Below are 18,961 nucleotides of genomic sequence, written 5' to 3'. Positions count from 1 at the left end.
GAAAGCCAGCGATGGGAAACGCCCGGGGAAACGGCCGGGGAAGCGCTATGAATGCGACGCCCGAACAGCTGAAGATGATCGTCGAATCGGCCTTCGCCGCCCGATTTCTGATCGGCGACGATCATATTCTCTATGTCAATCGCGCGACCGAGGACATGTTCGGCTATTCGGCCGAAGAGCTCGTCGGCGGCACGGTCGACATTCTGCTGCCGGACGAGGCGCGCGCGCGTCATCCGGCGTTGCGCGCGGATTACTACAGAGCGCCGCGCCGCATCTTGCTCGGCGTCGACAAGGACCTTCGCGCGCGCAAGAAATCGGGCGCCGAATTTCCCATCCACCTCGGCCTCGCGCCGATTCGCGACGAGGATGGACGCTTGTTCGTCGCCGTGACGGTGTTCGACATCTCGCATCACAAAGAGGTCGAGCGTCAGCTCGTCGAGCGCGCCAATGAGCTTCAGCTCGCCAATGAACGGCTGGGGCGATTCGCCTATATCGCCTCGCATGATCTGCAGGAGCCGCTGCGCAAGATCGCCGCCTTCGCCGATATCGTCGCGGCGTCGATCGCCAAGGGCGATCTCGTCGAGGCCGCCCACGCGAGCGAGGTGGCGCGCGCCTCGGCGCTGCGCGCGCGGGAACTCGTCGACGGACTGCTCGCTTTCTCGCGGCAGGTCTCGACGCCGCCGCGGCTGGAGACGCTCGACATTCGCCGCGAGATCGAGTCCGTCGTCTCGGATTTCTCCGAGCTGATCCGGCAGACGCAGGCGAGAGTCGTCGTCTCGGTTCCGCCCGGCGTGCTGATGGAGGCGGACAAGCCGCAATTCGAGCGCTGCCTCGGGAGCCTGCTCTCCAATGCGATCAAATATCGCAAGCCGGGCCTTACGCCGAATATTCGATTTTCCATACGGCGCGAGCCGGAACTCGCTCTGTCGGTCGCCGACGACGGCATAGGCTTCGAGCCCAAATATGCGGAGGCGATATTCGAGCCGCTGCGCCGGCTCCATAGCTTCGCGCAATATCCGGGAACGGGCGTCGGCCTCGCTCTGTGCAAATCCATGTGCGAGCGCCACGGCTGGCGCATAGAGGCGACATCCCAGCTCGGCGCCGGCGCGACATTCACGATGACGATCCCGCAGGGTGAGGCGGCGCCGAAGGTCAGTCCTCTGAAAGCTTCAGCGTGAGGCATTTGGCGGCGCCGCCCGCCTTCATGAATTCCGAGAGCGGCGTGAGGACCGGAACGAAGCCGGCGTCGCCCAGACGCTTCTGCAGCTGCGGCGAGGCGTCGTTCATCGCGACGCATCCGTCGAGATCGACGGCGTTGCAGGCAAAGCGCATCGCATCGGCTTCGTCGATCGCTATGCGCTTCTCGCGCGGAACCACCGCCTCGATCGCGGCGCGCGAGGCTGCGTCGAAGGCCGGCGGATAATAGAGAAGATAGCCGCCGGCCAGCGGGCAGCAGCAAGTGTCGAGATGATAGAAGCGCGGATCGACGAGCCTCAGCCCGATCACGCGGCGCCCGATGATGCGCTCCAGCGCCGCCGGCGCCTCATCGGCCGAGCGCATTCCATGGCCGCACCAGACGACATCGGCGCCGCGATCGATGAGCGCGTCCCCGGCGCCTTCGAAGGCGAGCTCATCGGGCCAAGCCGCGACGGCGAATCCGCGCGCCTCGAAAAAAGCGCGAAACAAAGGTTCCTCCGGCCTTCGCTGCTCGGCGCGGAAACGGCTGACGACGGCGACGTTCCGCAGCACGAAGCCGGCGTTGGCGGTGAACACCATGTCGGGCAGGCCGGCCGCCGGCGTGACCAGCTCGACCTCGGCGCGCTCCGCGACGAGCGCGCGAAGATTTTGCCATTGCTCGCGCGCCAGCGAGCGCGCGGTGCGGCCGATCTGATGCTCCATCCAGGGATTGATGACATAGCGCACGTCGAAATCGTCCGGCGCGCACATCAGCACGCGCTGGCGCTTCTCCTCGCGCGGCGGGCGCGCGGGCTCGAACATGGAATGCGGCTGCGTCATCTCGAGTCCTTTCGTTTCCCGGCATGACGACGGCGCCGAGACCGTTCCGTCCCGGCGCCGCAATGATGACAGGCGGCGATCAGCTCGCCAGCGCGCGCTTGGCGGGACGCGCGCGCTCGACGAATTCGGCGAGCGTTTCCTCGAAGCGATCGAGCGCCCAATCCAAATCCTCGCGCGCGATGACGAGCGGCGGCGACAGGCGCACGACGCTGTGATGCGTCACCGTCGACAGCACGCCCTTTTCGCACAGGCTCTCGCACACTTCGCGGCCGGTGGCGTAGCGCGGATCGATCTCGGCGCCGGCCCAAAGGCCTATGCCGCGCACGTCGCGCAGCGCGGGACTGTCCATATTGCGCAGACGGCGCAGCATATGCTCGCCGAGCGTGCGGCTGCGCTCGACGAGCTTCTCGTCGCGCATCACATGCAGCGCCTCGAGGCCCACAGCTGCGGCGAGCGTATTGCCGCCGAAGGTCGAGCCGTGCGAGCCCGGCGTGAACATGTCCATCAGCGCGCGCGTGCCGACGAAAGCCGAAACCGGCAGCACGCCCCCGCCGAGCGCCTTGCCGAGCATGACGCCGTCCGGCTTCACATTCTCGTGCTGAAACGCGAACCAGGCGCCGGTGCGCCCCAATCCCGCCTGCACTTCGTCGACGATCAGCAACAGACCGCGCTCGTCGCAGAGCTTGCGCAGGCCGGAGAGCCAGCCGACCGGCGGCACGATGACGCCGGCCTCGCCCTGCACGGGCTCGACCATAATGGCGACCGTGTCGGGGCCGATCGCCGCTTCCGTCGCGGCGAGATCGCCGTAAGGAACCGCGCGGAAGCCGCCGCCATAGGGACCGAAATCGTCGCGATAGGCAGGCTCCGAGGAGAAGCCGACGATGGTCGTCGTGCGGCCGTGGAAATTGCCCTCGGCCACGATGATCTCGGGATTCTTGAGCCCGCGCACGCGGCGGCCATAGCGGCGCGCGGCTTTGATCGCAGTCTCCACCGCCTCGGCGCCGGTGTTCATCGGCAGAGCTACATCGAGGCCGGTGAGCGCGCACAATTCCGTGAGGAAGGCGTCGAGACGATCGTCGTAATAAGCGCGCGAGGGCACGGCGAGCCGCTGCGCCTGCTCGGTCAGAACTTTCAGAATGCGCGGATGCGCATGGCCGTGGCTGACGGCGGAATAGGCGCTCATCATATCGACATAGCGTCGTCCATTCACATCGAACAGAAAGGCGCCTTCGCCGCGCGAGAGCGTGACGGGAAGCGGCGCATAATTGCGCGCGCGATGCGGATTGTCGGCGGAGTTGACCTTGGCGTTCATGAACGAATGACCTCGCTTGTTCGTTATGTGGGCGTCGCCTCGACGATTTTCATCTATGGGCGATCGGCGGCTCACGGACACGAAGCCTCTGCGAGCCATTTTCTCGTGGAGCGCGTCGTTACGCCGCTCCGACGTTCGCGTTGCAAATACATCGAACACGGGCTATTTGCGAGACAAATAAAGCAGCAAAACGGCGAGATGGGAAGCACAGCGATGGAATCTCGTACAAAATCCAGCGATATAGCAGCGAGAGCTGAAGAGCTGATGTTCCGTATTACTGTTCCGTCTGCGCTATTCCATGATGGAAAATTAAACACGCGGACGCCGATCACCGGCGAAGTCATCGCCAGAGTGAAGACACAAGACAGCGATGCTTTAGATGTGGCGATCGGCGAGGCGCACGCCGCCTTTCGCGAATGGCGCAATATTCCGGCTCCGCGCCGCGGCGAATTGGTGCGTCTCTTCGGCGAGGAATTGCGCGCGGCGAAGAATGAGCTCGCCGAGCTCATCACGATAGAGGCCGGCAAAATCGTCTCCGAAGCGCGCGGCGAAGTGCAGGAGATGATCGATATTTGCGACTATGCCGTCGGCTTGTCGCGGCAGCTCTTCGGCCTCACCATAGCGACGGAGCGCCCCGGCCATCGCATGATGGAGACATGGCATCCGCTCGGCGTCGTCGGAATCATCACCAGCTTCAATTTTCCCGTCGCGGTCTGGGCGTGGAACGCCGCCGTCGCGCTCGTCTGCGGCGACGCCCTCGTCTGGAAGCCCTCCGAGAAAACGCCGCTCACCGCTCTCGCGACTCATGCCTTGTTCGAGCGTGCGCTCGCGCGTTTCGGCGAGGCGCCGAAGGGACTTTCCGCTCTCGTCATCGGCGGGCGCGAGCTCGGCGAAAAGCTCGTCGACGACCACCGTGTCGCGCTCGTCTCGGCGACTGGCTCCACCGCGATGGGCCGCGCCGTCGGGCCGCGTCTCGCGCAGCGTTTCGCGCGCTCCATTCTCGAGCTCGGCGGCAATAACGCCGCCATCGTCTGTCCGTCGGCGCCGCTCGATCTTTCTGTGCGCGCCATCGCCTTCGCGGCCATGGGCACCGCCGGCCAGCGCTGCACCACGCTACGCCGCCTCATCGTGCACGAGTCCGTCTATGATCAGTTGATCGGCCGGCTCTCGCTCGCCTACGCCTCGGCGCCGGTCGGCGATCCGCGCGAGGGCAAGACGCTCATCGGCCCGCTCATCGACGGCGATTCTTATCGCGCCATGCGCCATGCTCTGGACGAAGCGGCCTCGATCGGCGGAAAAATCTATGGCGGCCAACGCCTGTTCGCGCAGGAGCGGCCGGACGCTTATTACGCGCGGCCGGCGCTGGTGGAGCTGGCCGAGCCTTCGCCGGTCTCGCGCCGCGAGACTTTCGCGCCTATCCTCTATGCGATGAAATATCACGATCTCGGTGAGGCGCTGCATATGCAGAACGATGTGAGCCATGGCCTGGCCTCGTCGATCTTCACCACGGATCTGCGCGAGGCGGAGCGTTTCCTCTCGGCGGAAGGCTCCGATTGCGGCATCGCCAATGTGAATATCGGCCCGTCCGGAGCCGAGATCGGCGGCGCCTTCGGCGGCGAGAAGGAAACCGGCGGCGGCCGCGAGGCGGGCTCGGATTCCTGGAAGGCCTATATGCGCCGCGCCACCAACACGATCAATTATTCGAGCGCGCTGCCGCTCGCGCAAGGCGTCGTCTTCGACGTGTGAGTCCGCGTCTTCGAGGAGTCCGACATGACCGAGACCCATGTTTCCGCCGACACGATCCGCTCGATCTTCTCCGCGGCGATGACGCAAATGTATCGCGACGAAGTTCCGCGCTATCTCGAGATGGCGCGCATCGTCGGCGAAATCGACGGCGAAGCGCTGGCGCGCGATCCTGCGCTCGAGGCGCGGCTTCGCCGCTCCGGGGCTTTCGATCTCATCGGCGTCGAGCGCCACGGCGCCATTCGCGTCGGACGGCCGGAAGAGCTTACGGGACTGCGGCGGCTGTTCGCCGTGATGGGCATGTATCCGGTCGGCTACTATGATCTCACGCCTGCCGGCGTGCCGGTCCATTCGACCTGCTTCCGGCCGGTCGAAACGGCGTCGATCAGGCGTTGCCCTTTCCGCATCTTCACCTCGCTATTGCGGCCGGAGCTCATCGAGGGCGAGGACCTGCGTCGCGAGGCGCAGGAGATTCTCGCGCGGCGCCGCATCTTCACGCCGCGCTGCCTGCATCTCATCGAGCTTTTCGAGGCCAATGGCGGGCTCGGCGAAGCGCAGGCGATCGATTTCGTGCATGAGGCGCTGCACACATTCCGCTGGCGCGGCGAAGCCACAGTCACCGCCGGCGTCTATGAGGCCTATCGCAAGGCGCATCCGCTCGTCGCCGATGTCGTCTGCTTCCACGGACCGCACATCAATCATCTCACTTTGCCGACGCTCGACATGGACGCCGCGCAAGCGGCGCTCGCCGAGCATGGCCTCGATCCGAAATCGATCGTCGAAGGCCCGCCGCAGCGGCAGTTTCCGATTCTGCTGCGACAGACGAGCTTCAAGGCCGTCGCCGAGCCGGTGCGCTTCGCCGGGCGAGACGATGTGCGCGGCGAGCATCGCGCGCGCTTCGGCGAGATCGAGCAGCGTGGCGCGGCGCTGACCGCAAAGGGCCGCGCGCTCTATGATCGGCTGCTCGCCGAAACGCTCGCCGTCGCGCCGCCGCGCGAGGATGCCATCGCGGATTATAGCGCCGAGCTGAAGCGCCGCTTCGCCGATTTTCCCGACGACGCCGCGACCTTGCGCGCGCAGGGCCTCGCCTTTTTCCGCTATGCGCCCGGCGAAACGCGCGCGAAGACGAATGCCGGAACGTGCGATGTCGAGGCGCTGCTGCGCGACGGCGCGCTCGTCGCCGAGCCGATCACTTACGAAGATTTCCTGCCGGTGAGCGCGGCGGGCATATTCCAGTCCAATCTCGGGGAGGGCGGACGGCGTGAGCTATCGGCTGCGTCCAATCGCGAGGCCTTCGAACATGCGCTCGGAACCAAGGTCGCCGATGCGATGGCGATCTATGCGCATGAGGAGAAAAGCTCGCTCGAGCGCGCGCTGGCCACGCTCGGCCAGCGATCACCAATGGCCGAGAATGCAGGCCGATAGCGGATAGCCCATGGCGACGCCCATCGTCAGCCCGCCGAGCACGTCGCTGGGATAGTGATGCGCCGTGGCGATGCGCGACCACGCCATGGAGAGCACGAGCGCCGCGGCGGAAGCGGCTGCCGAAGGCCAGGCCAGAACGATGGGCGCCAGCACGCCGCTGAGCGTCATCATATGGCCGCTCGGGAAGGAATGCTCGTCGAGTATTTTCAGCAGCGACGTCAGCCGCGGATCGACATGGAAGGGACGCTTGCGCCCGATGCGCTTCTTGATGATCGGAAACAGCGTGTGCAGCAGAGCGGCGTTGAGTCCGCCGAGCGCGATCACCGGCCAGGCCTCGTGACCGACGAGAGCGAAGATCGTCGCTGCGAGGATCGGATAGATCCATCCGTTGCCGAGCTTGCTGATCGTGATCGCGAGCATTCGCGTCAGCGAAAATCGCGTGGATCGCGCCACCAGATGCACGCCGGCGAGATCGGCGCGCAGCAGACGATCGCGCCACAGGAGCGCCGTCTCGGCGAGAACGAGACGTTCGAGAGAAAGACGACGGTTGGATGCGAGCAGCATGGCGAAAAAGCTAGGCGCCGCGTGCTGCCGTTTCGTGACACATGAGCGACGTTTCCATTGCAGCGCGCGCCGCGAACGTCACATCACTGTCAATCGCACGCGAGAGCCCGCGCGCGGAAAGGGGATAGATCGCGAGCGTCGCCGTGAAGCTTCGCCCGAAGTTTTTTTTTCGTGGATGCGCTTTTCGATGCGAGACGGATCGACGGGCGCGGGCTCGAAGGCGGAAGCGCGACAATGGCGGCGGATCGGGAGACTCGCCCGGCTCAGAGCCGCGCCGCCGGCATGTCCCATTTCCGACCAAAACGGGACGAAAGGGGGGCGCGCCCGCGCCATTCCGGGACCGGCGGACGGGCCCCTCGCGCTCCGCGGGGAAGTTTCCGGAGAAATTTTCCCGACGCCGCGCCGGGCTCGGCCGCGATGCGGCCGAAAGGCGCTATTTGCGCCGGGTCTTGATTTTGGACGCCGAGGGCTCCGAGGCCCGCGGCTGGGGCTCGAAAATGAAATAGCGGCCCCCGACAGCCCCCTCGAATGGCGCGTCCTCGCTCGGCCGTCGCAATTCGAAACGGATCACGGTATTGGGCACGAGCACGCGAAGCGTCGACTCCATGACCCGCTCGACCTCCACTTCCAACGGCTCGTCCGGGCGGTCGACATCGATCAACTTGATACGGCTTTCCATCGCGATCTTTCTCGAGACCATCGTCCCTGTGTCGTCCCGGATCGTTCTGGTCGACCGGAGCGACTCCCGCCGTCTTGAAATGGAACGAATGGCAATCGGCTCGGCGTCGCATCAAAGGCCATGCCGCTTTGTCCAGATCGCGGCGCGATAGCGGTGAGAACAGGATGTCTCGTCCCGCAAATCGTGACGAAGGCGCGGCGTCGATGCCGATTCTTCCCGTGTCAGATTACCGACAAATCATACAGACAGAGGCGCGGCCGAAAACCTATATCTCCTCGGCCCCGCCTCTCGCATTTTCGCGTCCCCGCGTTGCGACGACGTCGAGGACGGCGGCCGACAAACAAAGACATGGCTCGAGAGATCGCGAGCCGATGCTTCACGAGGCGACATCTCCATTCCGCTCTGCGATCCGCCGGGCGATGGCTGTTGCAGGAGGACTCGTCGATGAGGAAACTACTGAATTCGGTATCGCTGCTCGCCGTGCTGACGGTTGCGCCGATCGGCGTCGCCTCGGCCAACGACAAGCTCGACCAGCTCTCCAAGAGCGAAGAAAATTGGGTGATGCCGGGTAAGAATTATCACTCGGACAATTACAGCACGCTGACGCAGATCAACACGAGCAATGTCAAGGATCTGAAGGTCGCCTGGACCTTCTCGACCGGCCTGCTCAACGGCCATGAGGGCGCGCCGCTCGTCGTCGACGGCAAGATGTATATCCATACGTCTTTCCCCAACAACACTTTCGCGCTCGATCTCGACGATCCGACCCGCATCCTGTGGCAGGACAAGCCGAAGCAGAACGCGGCCGCGCGCGCGGTGGCGTGCTGCGACCTCGTCAATCGTGGTCTGGCCTATTGGCCGGGCGACTCCAAGACGCCGCCGCTCATCCTCAAGACCTTGCTCGATGGCCATATCGAGGCGCTCAACGCCAAGACCGGCGAGCTCGTGTGGAAGATGGAGAACTCCGACTATAAGGTCGGCTCGACGCTCACCATCGCTCCCTATGTCGTGAAGGACAAGGTTCTCGTCGGCTCCTCCGGCGCCGAGCTCGGCGTGCGTGGCTATGTGACGGCCTATGACGTCCACACCGGCGAGCAGGCTTGGCGCGCTTACGCGACCGGCCCGGACGAGGACGTGCTGCTGGCCAAGGACTTCAACAGCAAGAACCCCCATTACGGCCAGAAGGGCCTCGGCACTTCGACCTGGGAAGGCGACGCGTGGAAGATCGGCGGCGGCACCAATTGGGGCTGGTACGCTTATGATCCGGGCACGAATCTCTTCTACTACGGCTCGGGCAATCCGGCGCCGTGGAACGAGACGATGCGTCCGGGCGACAATAAATGGACGATGACCATCTTCGGCCGCGACATCGACACGGGCGAAGCCAAGTTCGGCTATCAGAAGACCCCGCATGACGAGTGGGACTTCGCCGGCGTGAACTTCATGCTGCTCACCGAGCAGAAGGACAAGGAAGGCAAAGAGCGCAAGCTTCTGACGCATCCTGACCGCAACGGCATCGTCTACACGCTCGACCGCACCAACGGCGATCTGATCTCCGCGGACAAGATCGACGACACGGTCAATGTGTTCAAGACAGTCGATCTCAAGAGCGGCCTGCCCGTTCGCGATCCGGAGTATGGCACCCGCATGGACCATCTCGGCAAGGATATTTGTCCTTCCGCCATGGGCTATCACAATCAGGGCCATGATTCCTACGATCCGACCAAGCAGCTGTTCTTCCTCGGCGTGAACCACATCTGCATGGATTGGGAGCCCTTCATGCTTCCCTATCGCGCGGGTCAGTTCTTCGTCGGCGCGACGCTGAACATGTATCCGGGTCCGAAGGGCGATCGTCAGAAGGGCGAAGGCCTCGGCCAGATCAAGGCCTACAACTCGATCACCGGCAAGTTCAAATGGGAGAAGTTCGAGCGCTTCGCGGTTTGGGGCGGCACCACCGCCACCGCCGGCAATATCGTGTTCTACGGAACGCTCGACGGCTTCATCAAGGCCCGTAACAGCGACAATGGCGAGCTGCTGTGGAAGTTCAAGCTTCCCTCCGGCGTGCTCGGCTATCCGATCGTCTACAGCCACAAGGGCACCGAATATGTCGCCATTCTCTACGGTGTCGGCGGTTGGCCGGGAGTGGGTCTCGTGTTCGATCTGCAGGACCCGACCGCCGGCCTCGGCGCGGTGGGCGCGTTCAAGCAGCTCGCCAATTACACGCAGATGGGCGGCGGCGTCGTCGTCTTCTCGCTGGGCGGCAAGGGTCCCTACGACGATCTGAGCCTCGGCGAATATAAGGCCCATTGATCCGTCGGCAGTCGTCGGTCGCGTCCTCCCCTGTTCGCGACCGACACAGCGCGCCGCCCGGATGCATGAAGCGCGTCCGGGCGGTCTTGCCACAGGATGCAAACCCATCGGATCGAGCCAATGTCGCGTATCACTCCTTCGCGTCTCGTCGCCTCCGGCTTCGCGCTCGCGCTGCTGACCGGCGCCGCTGGCGCTCTCGCGCAAGAGACGAAGCCTTCGGCCGCCGCCGCCACGAGCAAGGCGGACACTCTGCGCATCTGCGCTTCGGAAGCGCAGTCGCCGCTCTCCCTCAAGGACGAATCCGGCCTCGAGAATCGTATCGCCGTCGCGCTCGCCGAGGCGATGGGCCGCAAGGCGGAATTCGTCTGGTCGTCGAAGGCGGCGATCTATCTCGTGAGGGATTATCTCGACAAAAATCAGTGCGATGTCGTCATCGGGCTGGACACGGGCGATCCGCGCGTCGCGACGAGCAAGCCCTATTTCCGCACCGGCTATGTGTTCGTGACCAAGGCCGAGAAGAATCTCGACATAAAGTCCTGGTCGGATCCGCGCATCAAATCCTTCAATCACATCGCCGTGCCGTTCGGCTCTCCGGCCGAGGTGATGCTGAAGGAGATCGGCGAATATGAGAACGACATGGCCTATCTCTATTCGCTGGTGAATTTCCGCTCGCCGCGCAATCAATATACGCAGATCGACCCGGCGCGCATGATCGGCGAAGTGGCGAGCGGCGGCGCCGAACTGGCGTCGGCCTTCGCGCCCGATGTGGCGCGTTTCGTCAAATCCTCGCCGACGCCTCTGCGCATGACGCTGATCGACGACGATTCCAAGCGCAGCGACGGACAGAAGATCGGGCAGCATTACGATCAATCGGTCGGCGTGCGTCTCTCCGACAAGGAATTGCTCGCGCAAGTGAACGCCGGCCTCGAGCGCGCCAAGCCGAAGATCGACCAGATCCTCGCGGCCGAAGGCGTTCCGCTGTTGCCCATCGTCAATCCGGTCGCGGCGCATTAGGCGCTCGCCGGCGAAATCTCAAAGAGACCGACAGAAATGAAATCGAGCAAGAAAAAGCCCTATGTCCTGATCGGCGGCGCGCTCGCCAGCATGATCGCCCTCTCGGCGATCGCGCAGAATGCGGGCATCACCTTTCGCAACACGATCACCGGCGAAGTGCTGAACTTCGACGACGCGCTTCCCGAGGGCAAGGATACGCCCGGCGTGAAGAAATTCATGCAGACAGGCGTCAATCCTTACAATGAGGATGTGAGCTGTCTGAAGCAGGGAGAGCAGCTCTTTCTCTCCGCCTGCTCCGGCTGCCACGGCCATTTGGGCGAAGGCAAGATCGGCCCCGGCCTCAACGACTCCTATTGGACCTATCCGCAGAACGCGACAGATGAAGGATTTTTCTCCACGATCTTCGGCGGCGCTCAGGCGTCCATGGGGCCGCAATACGCCAATCTTCAGCTCGACGAAATGCTGAAGGTCATGGCCTGGGTCCGCCATCTCTATAAAGATCCCGTTGCCGGAGCGACCTGGCTGACGCCGGAGCAGCGCGCGAAATACAAGCCCTATCCTGGACACGAGACATTCCCCGACGATCCGCCCGGTCAGTGCAAGACCTCGGGAAAATGAAAGACGTCGGGAAAATGAAAGTCGCGTACGCGTGAGCGGCGCGGCGGCCGCGGCGAGAGCCGCGCATAAATTGGAGGAAGGCACGATGGGAGTTTTGAAGATTGCGGCGGCCGTCGGCGTCGCGTTCGTCATGAACGCGGCTGCGATCGGCGCGGCCTCGGCCTATGACGGCACCAAATGCAAGGCCCCCGGCGACTGCTGGGAGCCCAAGCCCGGCTTTCCGGAAAAGGTCGCCGGCTCCAAATACGATCCCAAGCACGATCCGAAGGAACTCGCCAAGAACCAGTCCGCGATCGCGGCCATGGAAGAGCGCAACAAGAAGCGCGCCGAGCATTTCAAGAAGACGGGCTCGTTCGTCTATGACGTGAGCAAGATTCCCTGAGCGCTCGCGTGAGAAATGCCGTCCCCGCGCCCCCGGGGACGGTCGTCATGCGGCCACGATCCGGGTCCGGCGTCATTCGACAACAACGCGTCGGATCCTTTCCCGGGATCGTGGCCGCAACGCCTTTTCTTCCGACGAGCCGTTGGACCTGTTCAGCGTGACAGACACCGCCGCAACCGACGCAGTCTTGGCCGACTGGCGCGCCAAGGCGCAACAATTCGAGATGCGCGTCGCACGCGCCGTCATCGGCCAGAGCCGGGTCATTCGCCTCGTGACCATCGCGATCTTCGCGCGCGGCCATGTGCTGCTCGAGGGCGATGTCGGGGTCGGCAAGACGACCCTTCTGCGCGCCGTCGCGCGCGCCCTCGGCGGCGCCTATTCGCGCATAGAGGGCACGGTCGATCTCATGCCGAGCGACCTCATCTATCATACCTATCTCGCCGATGACGGACGCCCGCGCGTCGAGCCCGGCCCGGTGCTGCGGCAGGCGGAAAATCTCTCCATTTTCTTTTTCAACGAGATCAATCGCGCGCGTCCGCAGGTGCATTCGCTGCTGCTGCGGCTGATGGCGGAGCGCAGCGTTTCCGCCTTCAATCGCGAATATTCCTTTCCGGCGCTGCAGGTCTTCGCCGATCGCAATCTCGTCGAGCGCGAAGAGACATTCGAGCTTCCCGCCGCCGCGCGCGACCGCTTCCTCATGGAAATCTCCATGAAGACGCCGAGCGACGAGTCCGTGCGTCGCGCGCTGATCTTCGATCCGCGTTATCACGACGTCGATCGTCTGCTCGACGACATCGGCGAGCCGGCGTTCGATTATCGCTCGCTCGCCTCTGTCGCCGAGCTCATCCAGAACCGCGTCGCCGCCAGCGAGACGCTCGAAGCCTATGTGACGAAGCTCTGGGAAGCGCTGCTCGATCCGTATGCGGCCGGCGTCACCCTGCCCGATGTGGAGATGCGCGGCCTGGTGCGCGGCGGCGCGAGCCCGCGCGGCCTCGCCTTTCTGGTGCGCGCGGCGCGCGTGCGCGCCTGGCTCGAGGGCCGCGATGCGCTGACGCCGGAGGATATTCGCGAAATCTTCCTCGAGACGATGGCGCATCGCATTTTCGTCGATCCGATCTATGCGATGCGCGGCGACGATATCGTCCGCGATCTCTGCCGCGCCGCTTTCGCCACGGTGCCGGCGCCTTGAGACGGAAGGCGTGATGACGGAGCGCTTCGACATCGCCTATCGCCCCCGCGGCCACGTCTCCAACGGCTCCGTCGGCGCGCATAGCGGCGTCGACGTCGGCGGCATAGGCGTGTTTCGCGATCACGCGCGCTTCATTCAATTTCCCGATGCGCGGCGTATCGACATTCGCGCGACGATGCGCGATCCGACCGGTGAGACCCATGTGCGCCGTTTCGAGCAGCGCAATTCGATCGACGTCTATGCGCTCGTCGATCTGTCGGCGTCCATGGGCTTTCAGGGCGCGGCGCGCCGCCTCGATCTCGTCGCCGATCTCTGCGCGGCGCTCGCCTTCTCGTCGACGCGCATCGGCGATCGCTTCGGCCTCGCCGCCTGCGACGCGACGCTGCGCAATGACCTTCTGCTGCCGGCCACGCGGGCGCGGGGCGCAGCTGTCGCCGCGGCCGAGCGGTTGCGCGATGCAAAGCCGCGCGGCGCCTCCGCACAAGGGCTGCTCGAAGCCGCCGGCCTCATCGCCGGCCGTCGCAAGCTCGTGCTGCTCATTTCCGATTTCCGTTGGCCGCCGGACTTTGCGAGGCGTCTCTTCGGCCGGCTCGCGCAGCATGATCTCGCGCCCATTCTCCTCGCCGATTCCGCCGAGGAGCGCGATCTTCCGCGCTTCGGCCTCGTCGAGCTCGACGATCTCGAGAGCGGCGCGCGGCGGCTCGTGCTCATGCGCCCGAGCCTGCGCCGCCGCTGGCGCGCGCGCGAGGCCGAGCGCCGCGACGCGCTGCGCCGTCTCGCGCTGGAGCATGGGCGTCCGCCTTTCGTCGTCGACGACACGTTCGACGCCGATGCGCTGTCGCGCCATCTGCTCGGACTGTGAACGGCGATGCGCGCCCGCTTCCTCGCCCTGTCCTTTCTTTTCGCTTTCGTCGCGGCTCCGGCGGCGGCAGAGGTGAAGTCCGTCCGTCTCTACGCCGAGCGCGGCTTCGGATTCTTCGTCGGCGATCTGGTGAATGCGCGGCTCGAGATCGTTGCCGATTCCGCATCGCGCTTGCAGAGCGCGTCGCTGCCGCGGCCCGGCGCCCTCGACTATCGGCTCGATCTACGCGACATTCGCGTGCGCGAAGAGCCCGTCGGCGATGGGCTCACGCGCTGGAACATCGATCTCGTCTATCAAATCTTCTATGTCGCGCTCGATGTGCGTGATCTGCAAATCCCGCCCTTCGCCTTGCGTTTCCTGCACGAGGGCGAGACCGAGACCGTGCGGGCACCCGCCTGGGCGATCGGCGTTTCGCCCTTGCGCGAAGTCTTGCCGCAGCGTCGCGACGACCCCACGGATTACATGCGCCCGGACAGGGGCGTCGCGCCGAGCGACGCCGCAACTCCGGCGATTCGCGCCGGCGCCTTTGTCGCGCTCGCATTGGGCGCGCTGGCGCTGGTCGCGCATGATCGCGGTTGGCCGCCTTTCCATCGCCGTCGCGCGCGCGTCTTCGCCGCCGCGGCGCGCCGCATCGCCATTCTGACGAAGCGCGGCGACGAAGCGGCGCGGCGCGCTGCGATGCTCGCCTTGCATCGCGCGATCGACGACGCCGCCGGCCGCCGTATCTTCGCCGAGGATATCGACGCCTTCGTCGCCGGCCATGCGGAATTCGCCGTCGCGAAAGAGCGGCTCATCCGCTTCTTCGCCAGCTCGCGCGCGCTCTTCTTCGGCGTCGCCGATGCGGGCGCCGATCTGCCGCTCGGCGAAATCCTGTCGCTGGCGAGGTCGCTGGCGGCGCAGGAGCGGAGCGCGCGATGAGCTTCGACGTCGCCTCTCCGCTCGCGCTTTTGCTGCTGCCGCTGGCTCTGGCGCCGCTGTTCTTTTCGGCGCTGCGACCGTCGTCCATTTCCTCCGTCGCCGCCGCGCCGCGGGATGCGCTCTCCAGCCTCGTCGCATGGACTCTGCGCGTCGCCGCCATGCTCGCGATAAGCGCCTGCGCGCTCGCGGTCGCGGGCCCCTTTCACGAAGGTCGCGCAATCGCGCGCTATGGCGAGGGCGCGGAAATCTCGATCCTCATCGATCGCAGCGCGAGCATGAACGAGACTTTCGCCGGCCGCACGCCGGCGGGCGGCGAGGAATCGAAAGCCTCCGCCGCCAAGCGCATCATGAGCGATTTCGTCGCGCGCCGCGCGCATGATCTCTTCGGCGTCACCGCCTTTTCGACCTCGCCCATATTGGTGATGCCGATGACCGATCATCGCGACGCGGTGCGCGCGGCGATTCGGGCGATCGACCGGCCGGGGCTCGGCTACACCAATATCGGCCGCGGTCTCGCAATGGCGCTTTCGCAATTTCCCGCCGGCGGCGAAATCGAATCGCGCGTGATATTGCTCGTCTCCGACGGCGCCGCGGTCATCGATCCGCGCATACAGGATCAGCTGCGCGCTGATTTCCGCAAGATCAAGCCCAATCTCTATTGGCTGTTTCTGCGCACGCAGGGTTCGAAGGGCTTGAGCGACAAGCCCGGCGCCGACGAGCTCGACACGCCGCAGGCACTGCCCGAGCGCCATCTCGATCTCTTCTTCAAATCGCTCGGCGTCGGCTATCGCGCTTTCGAGGCGGAAGGCCCCGCCGCCGTCGCCGAGGCCATAGGCGAGATCGATCGGCTCGAGCGCCGGCCTTTCCGCTACGCCGAGCGCATTCCGCGTAAGGATTTGACCGATGAGACGCTGCTCGTCGCGGCCTTCGCCACATTTTTGCTCGTCGCCGCCAAATTCGCCGAGACGAGCTTGAAGCAGAGCGCGCGCGCCGATGCGCCGCGCGCGCGCGCGAGGAGGCTCGCATGAACGACGCCGCGCGCTCCGAAAACATGCGGCCGCTGGCGCGGCTCGTCGCGCGCTGGCGATCGAGCCTCTTGTCGCTGCTGCTCGTCGCGGCGCTCGCCGGCGCGTTGCAGGGCGCCTATGCGGCGTGGCGCGCGCGCGCCGACAATGCCGCGATCAGCGCGCTCGCGGCGGGGCGGGACGTCGAGACCGACTCGGCTTCCGCGCCGGAGCTGATCGCCGCGCGCGCGGGCTTTCTCGCGGCGCGCGCGCAATTCGACAAAGCGCGCGCGCTGCTGGAGCCGCTCGATTCCGCCGGCCGCGAAGAGCTTTCCGCCATCGCCCATTACGATCTCGGCAATGCGCTGCTGCGCAATGCCTTCGATCTCCTGGAGCGCGGCCAGCTGGAGCCGGCGGGGCCTTTCGTCGAGCTGGCGCGGCGCGAATATCGTCGCGCATTGCAATTTCGGCCGGAGTTCTGGGACGCGAAATATAATCTCGACGTCGCCGCGCGCCTCGTGCGCGACAATCCAGAACTCGAGCATTCGGGCGGCGACGAGCTGCCCGCCGACCCCAAAAAAATCTGGACCGACATTCCCGGCGCGCCCAAGGGGTTGCCATGATCGCCCGTCTCGCGGACGCGCGCTTTCCGTCGCTCGCCTTCGCAATGGCGATGCTGGTCGCGGCCTTTCTGTTTCCGCGCGCCGAAGCGACGCGCAACGGCGCCGATCTGCTGCTGACGCTGGACATCACCGGCAGCATGAACACGCGCGATTATGCGCTGGACGGCGCGCCGGCGAGCCGGATCGAATTCGCGAAGCGCGCGATGCGGCGTCTGGTCGCCGATCTTCCCTGTCCCTCGCGCGTCGCCCTCGCCATTTTTACCGAGCGCGAGCCTCTTCTTCTGTTCGAGCCGATCGACGTCTGCGAGAATTTCGCGGCGATCGACGCGGCCATCGCCGGCCTCGATTGGCGCATGGCCTGGGAGGGCGACAGTCGCATTTCCGCCGGCCTGTTCCGAGCCGTCGAAATGGCGCGCCGCATCGACGCCGATCTCGTCTTCATCACCGACGGTCAGGAGGCGCCGCCGCTGCCGGCCTATGGCGCGCCGGCGTTCGAGGGCGAGCACGGAAAGGTTTTCGGCCTCATTCTCGGCGCCGGCGGCTATGAGCCGGCGCCCATTCCGAAATTCGACGAGCGTGGCCGCGAGACCGGCTTCTATGGCGTCGACGAAGTGCCGCATGAGAGCCGCTTCGGCCTGCCGCCGCCGGGCTCCGAGCAGCGCGAGGGCTATAATCCGCGCAATGCGCCTTTCGGCGGCGAGATGGCCGCCGGCTCGGAACATCTTTCCAGCGTGCGCGAGCCCTATCTGCGCCAGCTCGCCGAGACGACGGGCCTCGCTTACGCGCATTTGGAGAAGCCGGAGGCGATCGCGCCCGCGCTTCTCGCCGTCGCGCATCGGCGGCCGAGCAGAGCGCCCGTCGATCTGCGTCCCGCCTACGCGGCGGCGGCGCTCGGGGGCTTCGTCATCCTCTATCTCGTGGTTCCGCTCGCCGAATTTTTCGCGCGGCGCCGTCGTTCCCGTCCCGCAACCGCACTTTCGAGGAGACTCCCGTGAAACTGAAAATCGCGCTCGCCTTTCTTCTGTCCGTGACGCCAATGTCCATGACGCCGGCGCTGGCGCATGGCCCCACTCCGATCAAGGTCGACGAGAAAATCACCGTTCCCGTCGATCCCAAAGCCGTATGGGCGCTCGTCGGCCATTTCGGCTCGCTGGACTGGCATCCCGATGTCGCCAGCGTGAAGGCGACCGGCGGCGACGCCAATGGCGCGGTGCGCGAGATCACGCTGCGCAAGGGCGGCGTCGTCACCGAGAGCCTCGACGAATATGATCCGCAGCAGATGAAGCTCAGCTATCGCATGTCGGACGCCAATCTCGACGCTCTGCCGATCAGCTCCTATTCGGCGACTTTGGCGGTGAAGCCGGCCGCGGGCGGCGGCAGCGAGGTGCAATGGTATGGCCGCCTCTATCGCGGCGACACCAGCAATGAGCCGCCGGACAATCTCAATGACGACGCCGCGCGCGAAGCGATGACGACCTTCTTGAAGGACGGCCTGCAAGGCATCGCCAAAAAGCTGCAAGGCAAGTGACGATGAGCGCGCCGCGTCTCGCCGCCCTCTGCGCGACGCTCGCGGCGCTGCTCTGCGCTTGCAATGACGCGAACCCGCAGCAGCCGCCGGCCGTCGAGGTGACGCGCAAGGACGAGCTGCCGAAATGGCTGACGCCGATCGACCGCGTCGATCCGGCCTATTGGCTCGCCGCGCGCAAGAGCGGCGGCGCGCCGGTCGATGAGGGCAGGGAGGCGCGATTGCGCGCTGCGCTCGAGGTCGGCGCCGCGCATTTTTTGGAATCGCCGCGGATGCTCGCCAATCGCACGGCGCAGCTCGCCGATATGATGGCGGAGATCGGCGCGGCGGAAGACGAAGCGGAATCGATCGAAAGCCTCGCGCGCGTCGCGGCCGCGACGGGAAGCAAGCAGACCTTCGGCGATCTCTGCCAGCATTATTTCAATCTGCGCAAGCAGGGCGCGACGCGAGACTCGGCGCTCGCCGATCTGCGCGAGCGTTACAGCGCGCAGAATCGGGGACAATAGGCGGAGGAAAAATTGCTTCAGGCTCGCCTATCGCAAATCCCGTCAGCCGCGATTATAGACGTCCTGCAGGCGGACGATGTCGTCCTCGCCGAGATAGGAGCCGGTCTGCACCTCGATGATCTCGAGGTCGATCTTGCCCGGATTGGTCAGCCGGTGAATGCAGCCGATCGGTAGATAGACCGACTCGTTCTCATGCACGAGCAAGGTCTCCTGATCGCGGCCCACTTCCGCCGTGCCCTTCACCACGATCCAATGCTCGGCGCGGTGAAAA

20 protein-coding genes are annotated in these 18,961 nt (G+C 65.3%); 15 read left to right on the top strand and 5 right to left on the bottom strand.

From position 1 onward, the window contains the following. Positions 1-47 precede the first annotated feature (47 nt). A complete protein-coding gene (locus C5689_RS00105) occupies positions 48-1,178 on the top strand; it encodes a sensor histidine kinase (protein WP_108915247.1) in 1,131 nt (376 codons plus the stop codon). Here C5689_RS00105 and C5689_RS00100 read toward each other — a convergent pair. Continuing rightward, a complete protein-coding gene (locus tag C5689_RS00100) occupies positions 1,153-2,016 on the bottom strand; it encodes a dimethylarginine dimethylaminohydrolase family protein (protein WP_108915246.1) in 864 nt (287 codons plus the stop codon). The two genes, C5689_RS00105 and C5689_RS00100, sit on opposite strands and share 26 nt — an antisense overlap. Before the next feature lie 79 nt (positions 2,017-2,095). After that, positions 2,096-3,328: an ornithine--oxo-acid transaminase gene (rocD, locus tag C5689_RS00095; RefSeq protein WP_108915245.1), complete on the bottom strand. Its 1,233-nt coding sequence runs from the start codon at positions 3,326-3,328 to the stop codon at positions 2,096-2,098. A 213-nt stretch (positions 3,329-3,541) separates the two neighbouring features. Between rocD and amaB the strand changes: the two genes are divergently transcribed. Next, positions 3,542-5,074: an L-piperidine-6-carboxylate dehydrogenase gene (amaB, locus tag C5689_RS00090; RefSeq protein ID WP_108915580.1), complete on the top strand. Its 1,533-nt coding sequence runs from the start codon at positions 3,542-3,544 to the stop codon at positions 5,072-5,074. Between the two features lie 24 nt (positions 5,075-5,098). Further along, a complete protein-coding gene (gene hglS / locus C5689_RS00085; protein ID WP_108915244.1) occupies positions 5,099-6,496 on the top strand; it encodes a 2-oxoadipate dioxygenase/decarboxylase HglS in 1,398 nt (465 codons plus the stop codon). Here hglS and C5689_RS00080 read toward each other — a convergent pair. After that, positions 6,467-7,060 carry a phosphatase PAP2 family protein gene (locus tag C5689_RS00080; RefSeq protein ID WP_108915243.1) on the bottom strand — a complete coding sequence of 198 codons (594 nt, stop codon included), beginning with the start codon at positions 7,058-7,060 and terminating at the stop codon, positions 6,467-6,469. The two genes, hglS and C5689_RS00080, sit on opposite strands and share 30 nt — an antisense overlap. Positions 7,061-7,493: 433 nt before the next feature. Beyond that, on the bottom strand, positions 7,494-7,760 hold the full coding sequence (locus C5689_RS00070; protein ID WP_244594511.1) for a hypothetical protein: 267 nt from the start codon (positions 7,758-7,760) through the stop codon (positions 7,494-7,496). A 423-nt stretch (positions 7,761-8,183) separates the two neighbouring features. On the opposite strand from C5689_RS00070, the gene C5689_RS00065 reads away from it, so the two are divergent. The 12 genes from C5689_RS00065 (at position 8,184) to C5689_RS00010 (ending at position 18,690) form a co-directional block, all read left to right on the top strand. After that, on the top strand, positions 8,184-10,049 hold the full coding sequence (locus C5689_RS00065; RefSeq protein WP_108915578.1) for a methanol/ethanol family PQQ-dependent dehydrogenase: 1,866 nt from the start codon (positions 8,184-8,186) through the stop codon (positions 10,047-10,049). A 120-nt stretch (positions 10,050-10,169) separates the two neighbouring features. Beyond that, entirely contained in the window at positions 10,170-11,063 is an 894-nt protein-coding gene (moxJ, locus tag C5689_RS00060) for a methanol oxidation system protein MoxJ (RefSeq protein WP_108915241.1), read from the top strand. Between the two features lie 36 nt (positions 11,064-11,099). After that, the gene (gene moxG / locus C5689_RS00055) at positions 11,100-11,681 is read left to right on the top strand and encodes a cytochrome c(L), periplasmic (protein WP_108915240.1); all 582 of its coding nucleotides are present in this window, start codon (positions 11,100-11,102) and stop codon (positions 11,679-11,681) included. Between the two features lie 130 nt (positions 11,682-11,811). Continuing rightward, positions 11,812-12,063 carry a methanol dehydrogenase [cytochrome c] subunit gene (locus tag C5689_RS00050; RefSeq protein WP_244594534.1) on the top strand — a complete coding sequence of 84 codons (252 nt, stop codon included), beginning with the start codon at positions 11,812-11,814 and terminating at the stop codon, positions 12,061-12,063. A gap of 223 nt (positions 12,064-12,286) precedes the next feature. Next, entirely contained in the window at positions 12,287-13,252 is a 966-nt protein-coding gene (locus tag C5689_RS00045; protein ID WP_244594533.1) for an AAA family ATPase, read from the top strand. Positions 13,253-13,265: 13 nt separating this feature from the next. Further along, complete coding sequence (locus C5689_RS00040; RefSeq protein WP_108915239.1) at positions 13,266-14,114, top strand: DUF58 domain-containing protein; 849 nt, start codon at positions 13,266-13,268, stop codon at positions 14,112-14,114. A gap of 6 nt (positions 14,115-14,120) precedes the next feature. Next, positions 14,121-15,032 carry a nonribosomal peptide synthetase MxaA gene (locus tag C5689_RS00035; protein WP_108915238.1) on the top strand — a complete coding sequence of 304 codons (912 nt, stop codon included), beginning with the start codon at positions 14,121-14,123 and terminating at the stop codon, positions 15,030-15,032. Further along, a complete protein-coding gene (locus C5689_RS00030; protein WP_108915237.1) occupies positions 15,029-16,060 on the top strand; it encodes a vWA domain-containing protein in 1,032 nt (343 codons plus the stop codon). Before C5689_RS00035 ends, C5689_RS00030 begins: the two co-directional genes overlap by 4 nt. Continuing rightward, positions 16,057-16,659 (top strand): tetratricopeptide repeat protein, encoded by a 603-nt coding sequence (locus tag C5689_RS00025; RefSeq protein WP_108915236.1) that lies wholly within the window; start codon positions 16,057-16,059, stop codon positions 16,657-16,659. The genes C5689_RS00030 and C5689_RS00025 overlap by 4 nt, the downstream gene beginning before the upstream one ends. Next, on the top strand, positions 16,656-17,654 hold the full coding sequence (locus C5689_RS00020; protein WP_108915235.1) for a vWA domain-containing protein: 999 nt from the start codon (positions 16,656-16,658) through the stop codon (positions 17,652-17,654). The genes C5689_RS00025 and C5689_RS00020 overlap by 4 nt, the downstream gene beginning before the upstream one ends. 41 nt (positions 17,655-17,695) lie before the next feature. Then, positions 17,696-18,187, top strand: coding sequence for an SRPBCC family protein (locus C5689_RS00015; protein ID WP_108915575.1), 492 nt, complete (start codon positions 17,696-17,698; stop codon positions 18,185-18,187). Between the two features lie 2 nt (positions 18,188-18,189). Further along, positions 18,190-18,690, top strand: coding sequence for a hypothetical protein (locus tag C5689_RS00010; RefSeq protein WP_108915234.1), 501 nt, complete (start codon positions 18,190-18,192; stop codon positions 18,688-18,690). A 42-nt stretch (positions 18,691-18,732) separates the two neighbouring features. On the opposite strand, the gene C5689_RS00005 is transcribed toward C5689_RS00010, so the two are convergent. Further along, positions 18,733-18,961: cupin domain-containing protein (locus C5689_RS00005; protein ID WP_146188286.1), on the bottom strand; the 229-nt coding region annotated here is incomplete at its 5' end.

Source organism: Methylosinus sporium (assembly GCF_003113265.1).
GTDB classification, from domain to species: domain Bacteria; phylum Pseudomonadota; class Alphaproteobacteria; order Rhizobiales; family Beijerinckiaceae; genus Methylosinus; species Methylosinus sporium.
The sequence above is the reverse complement of the archived record's forward strand: the minus strand, read 5'-3'. Positions and strand labels throughout refer to the sequence as shown.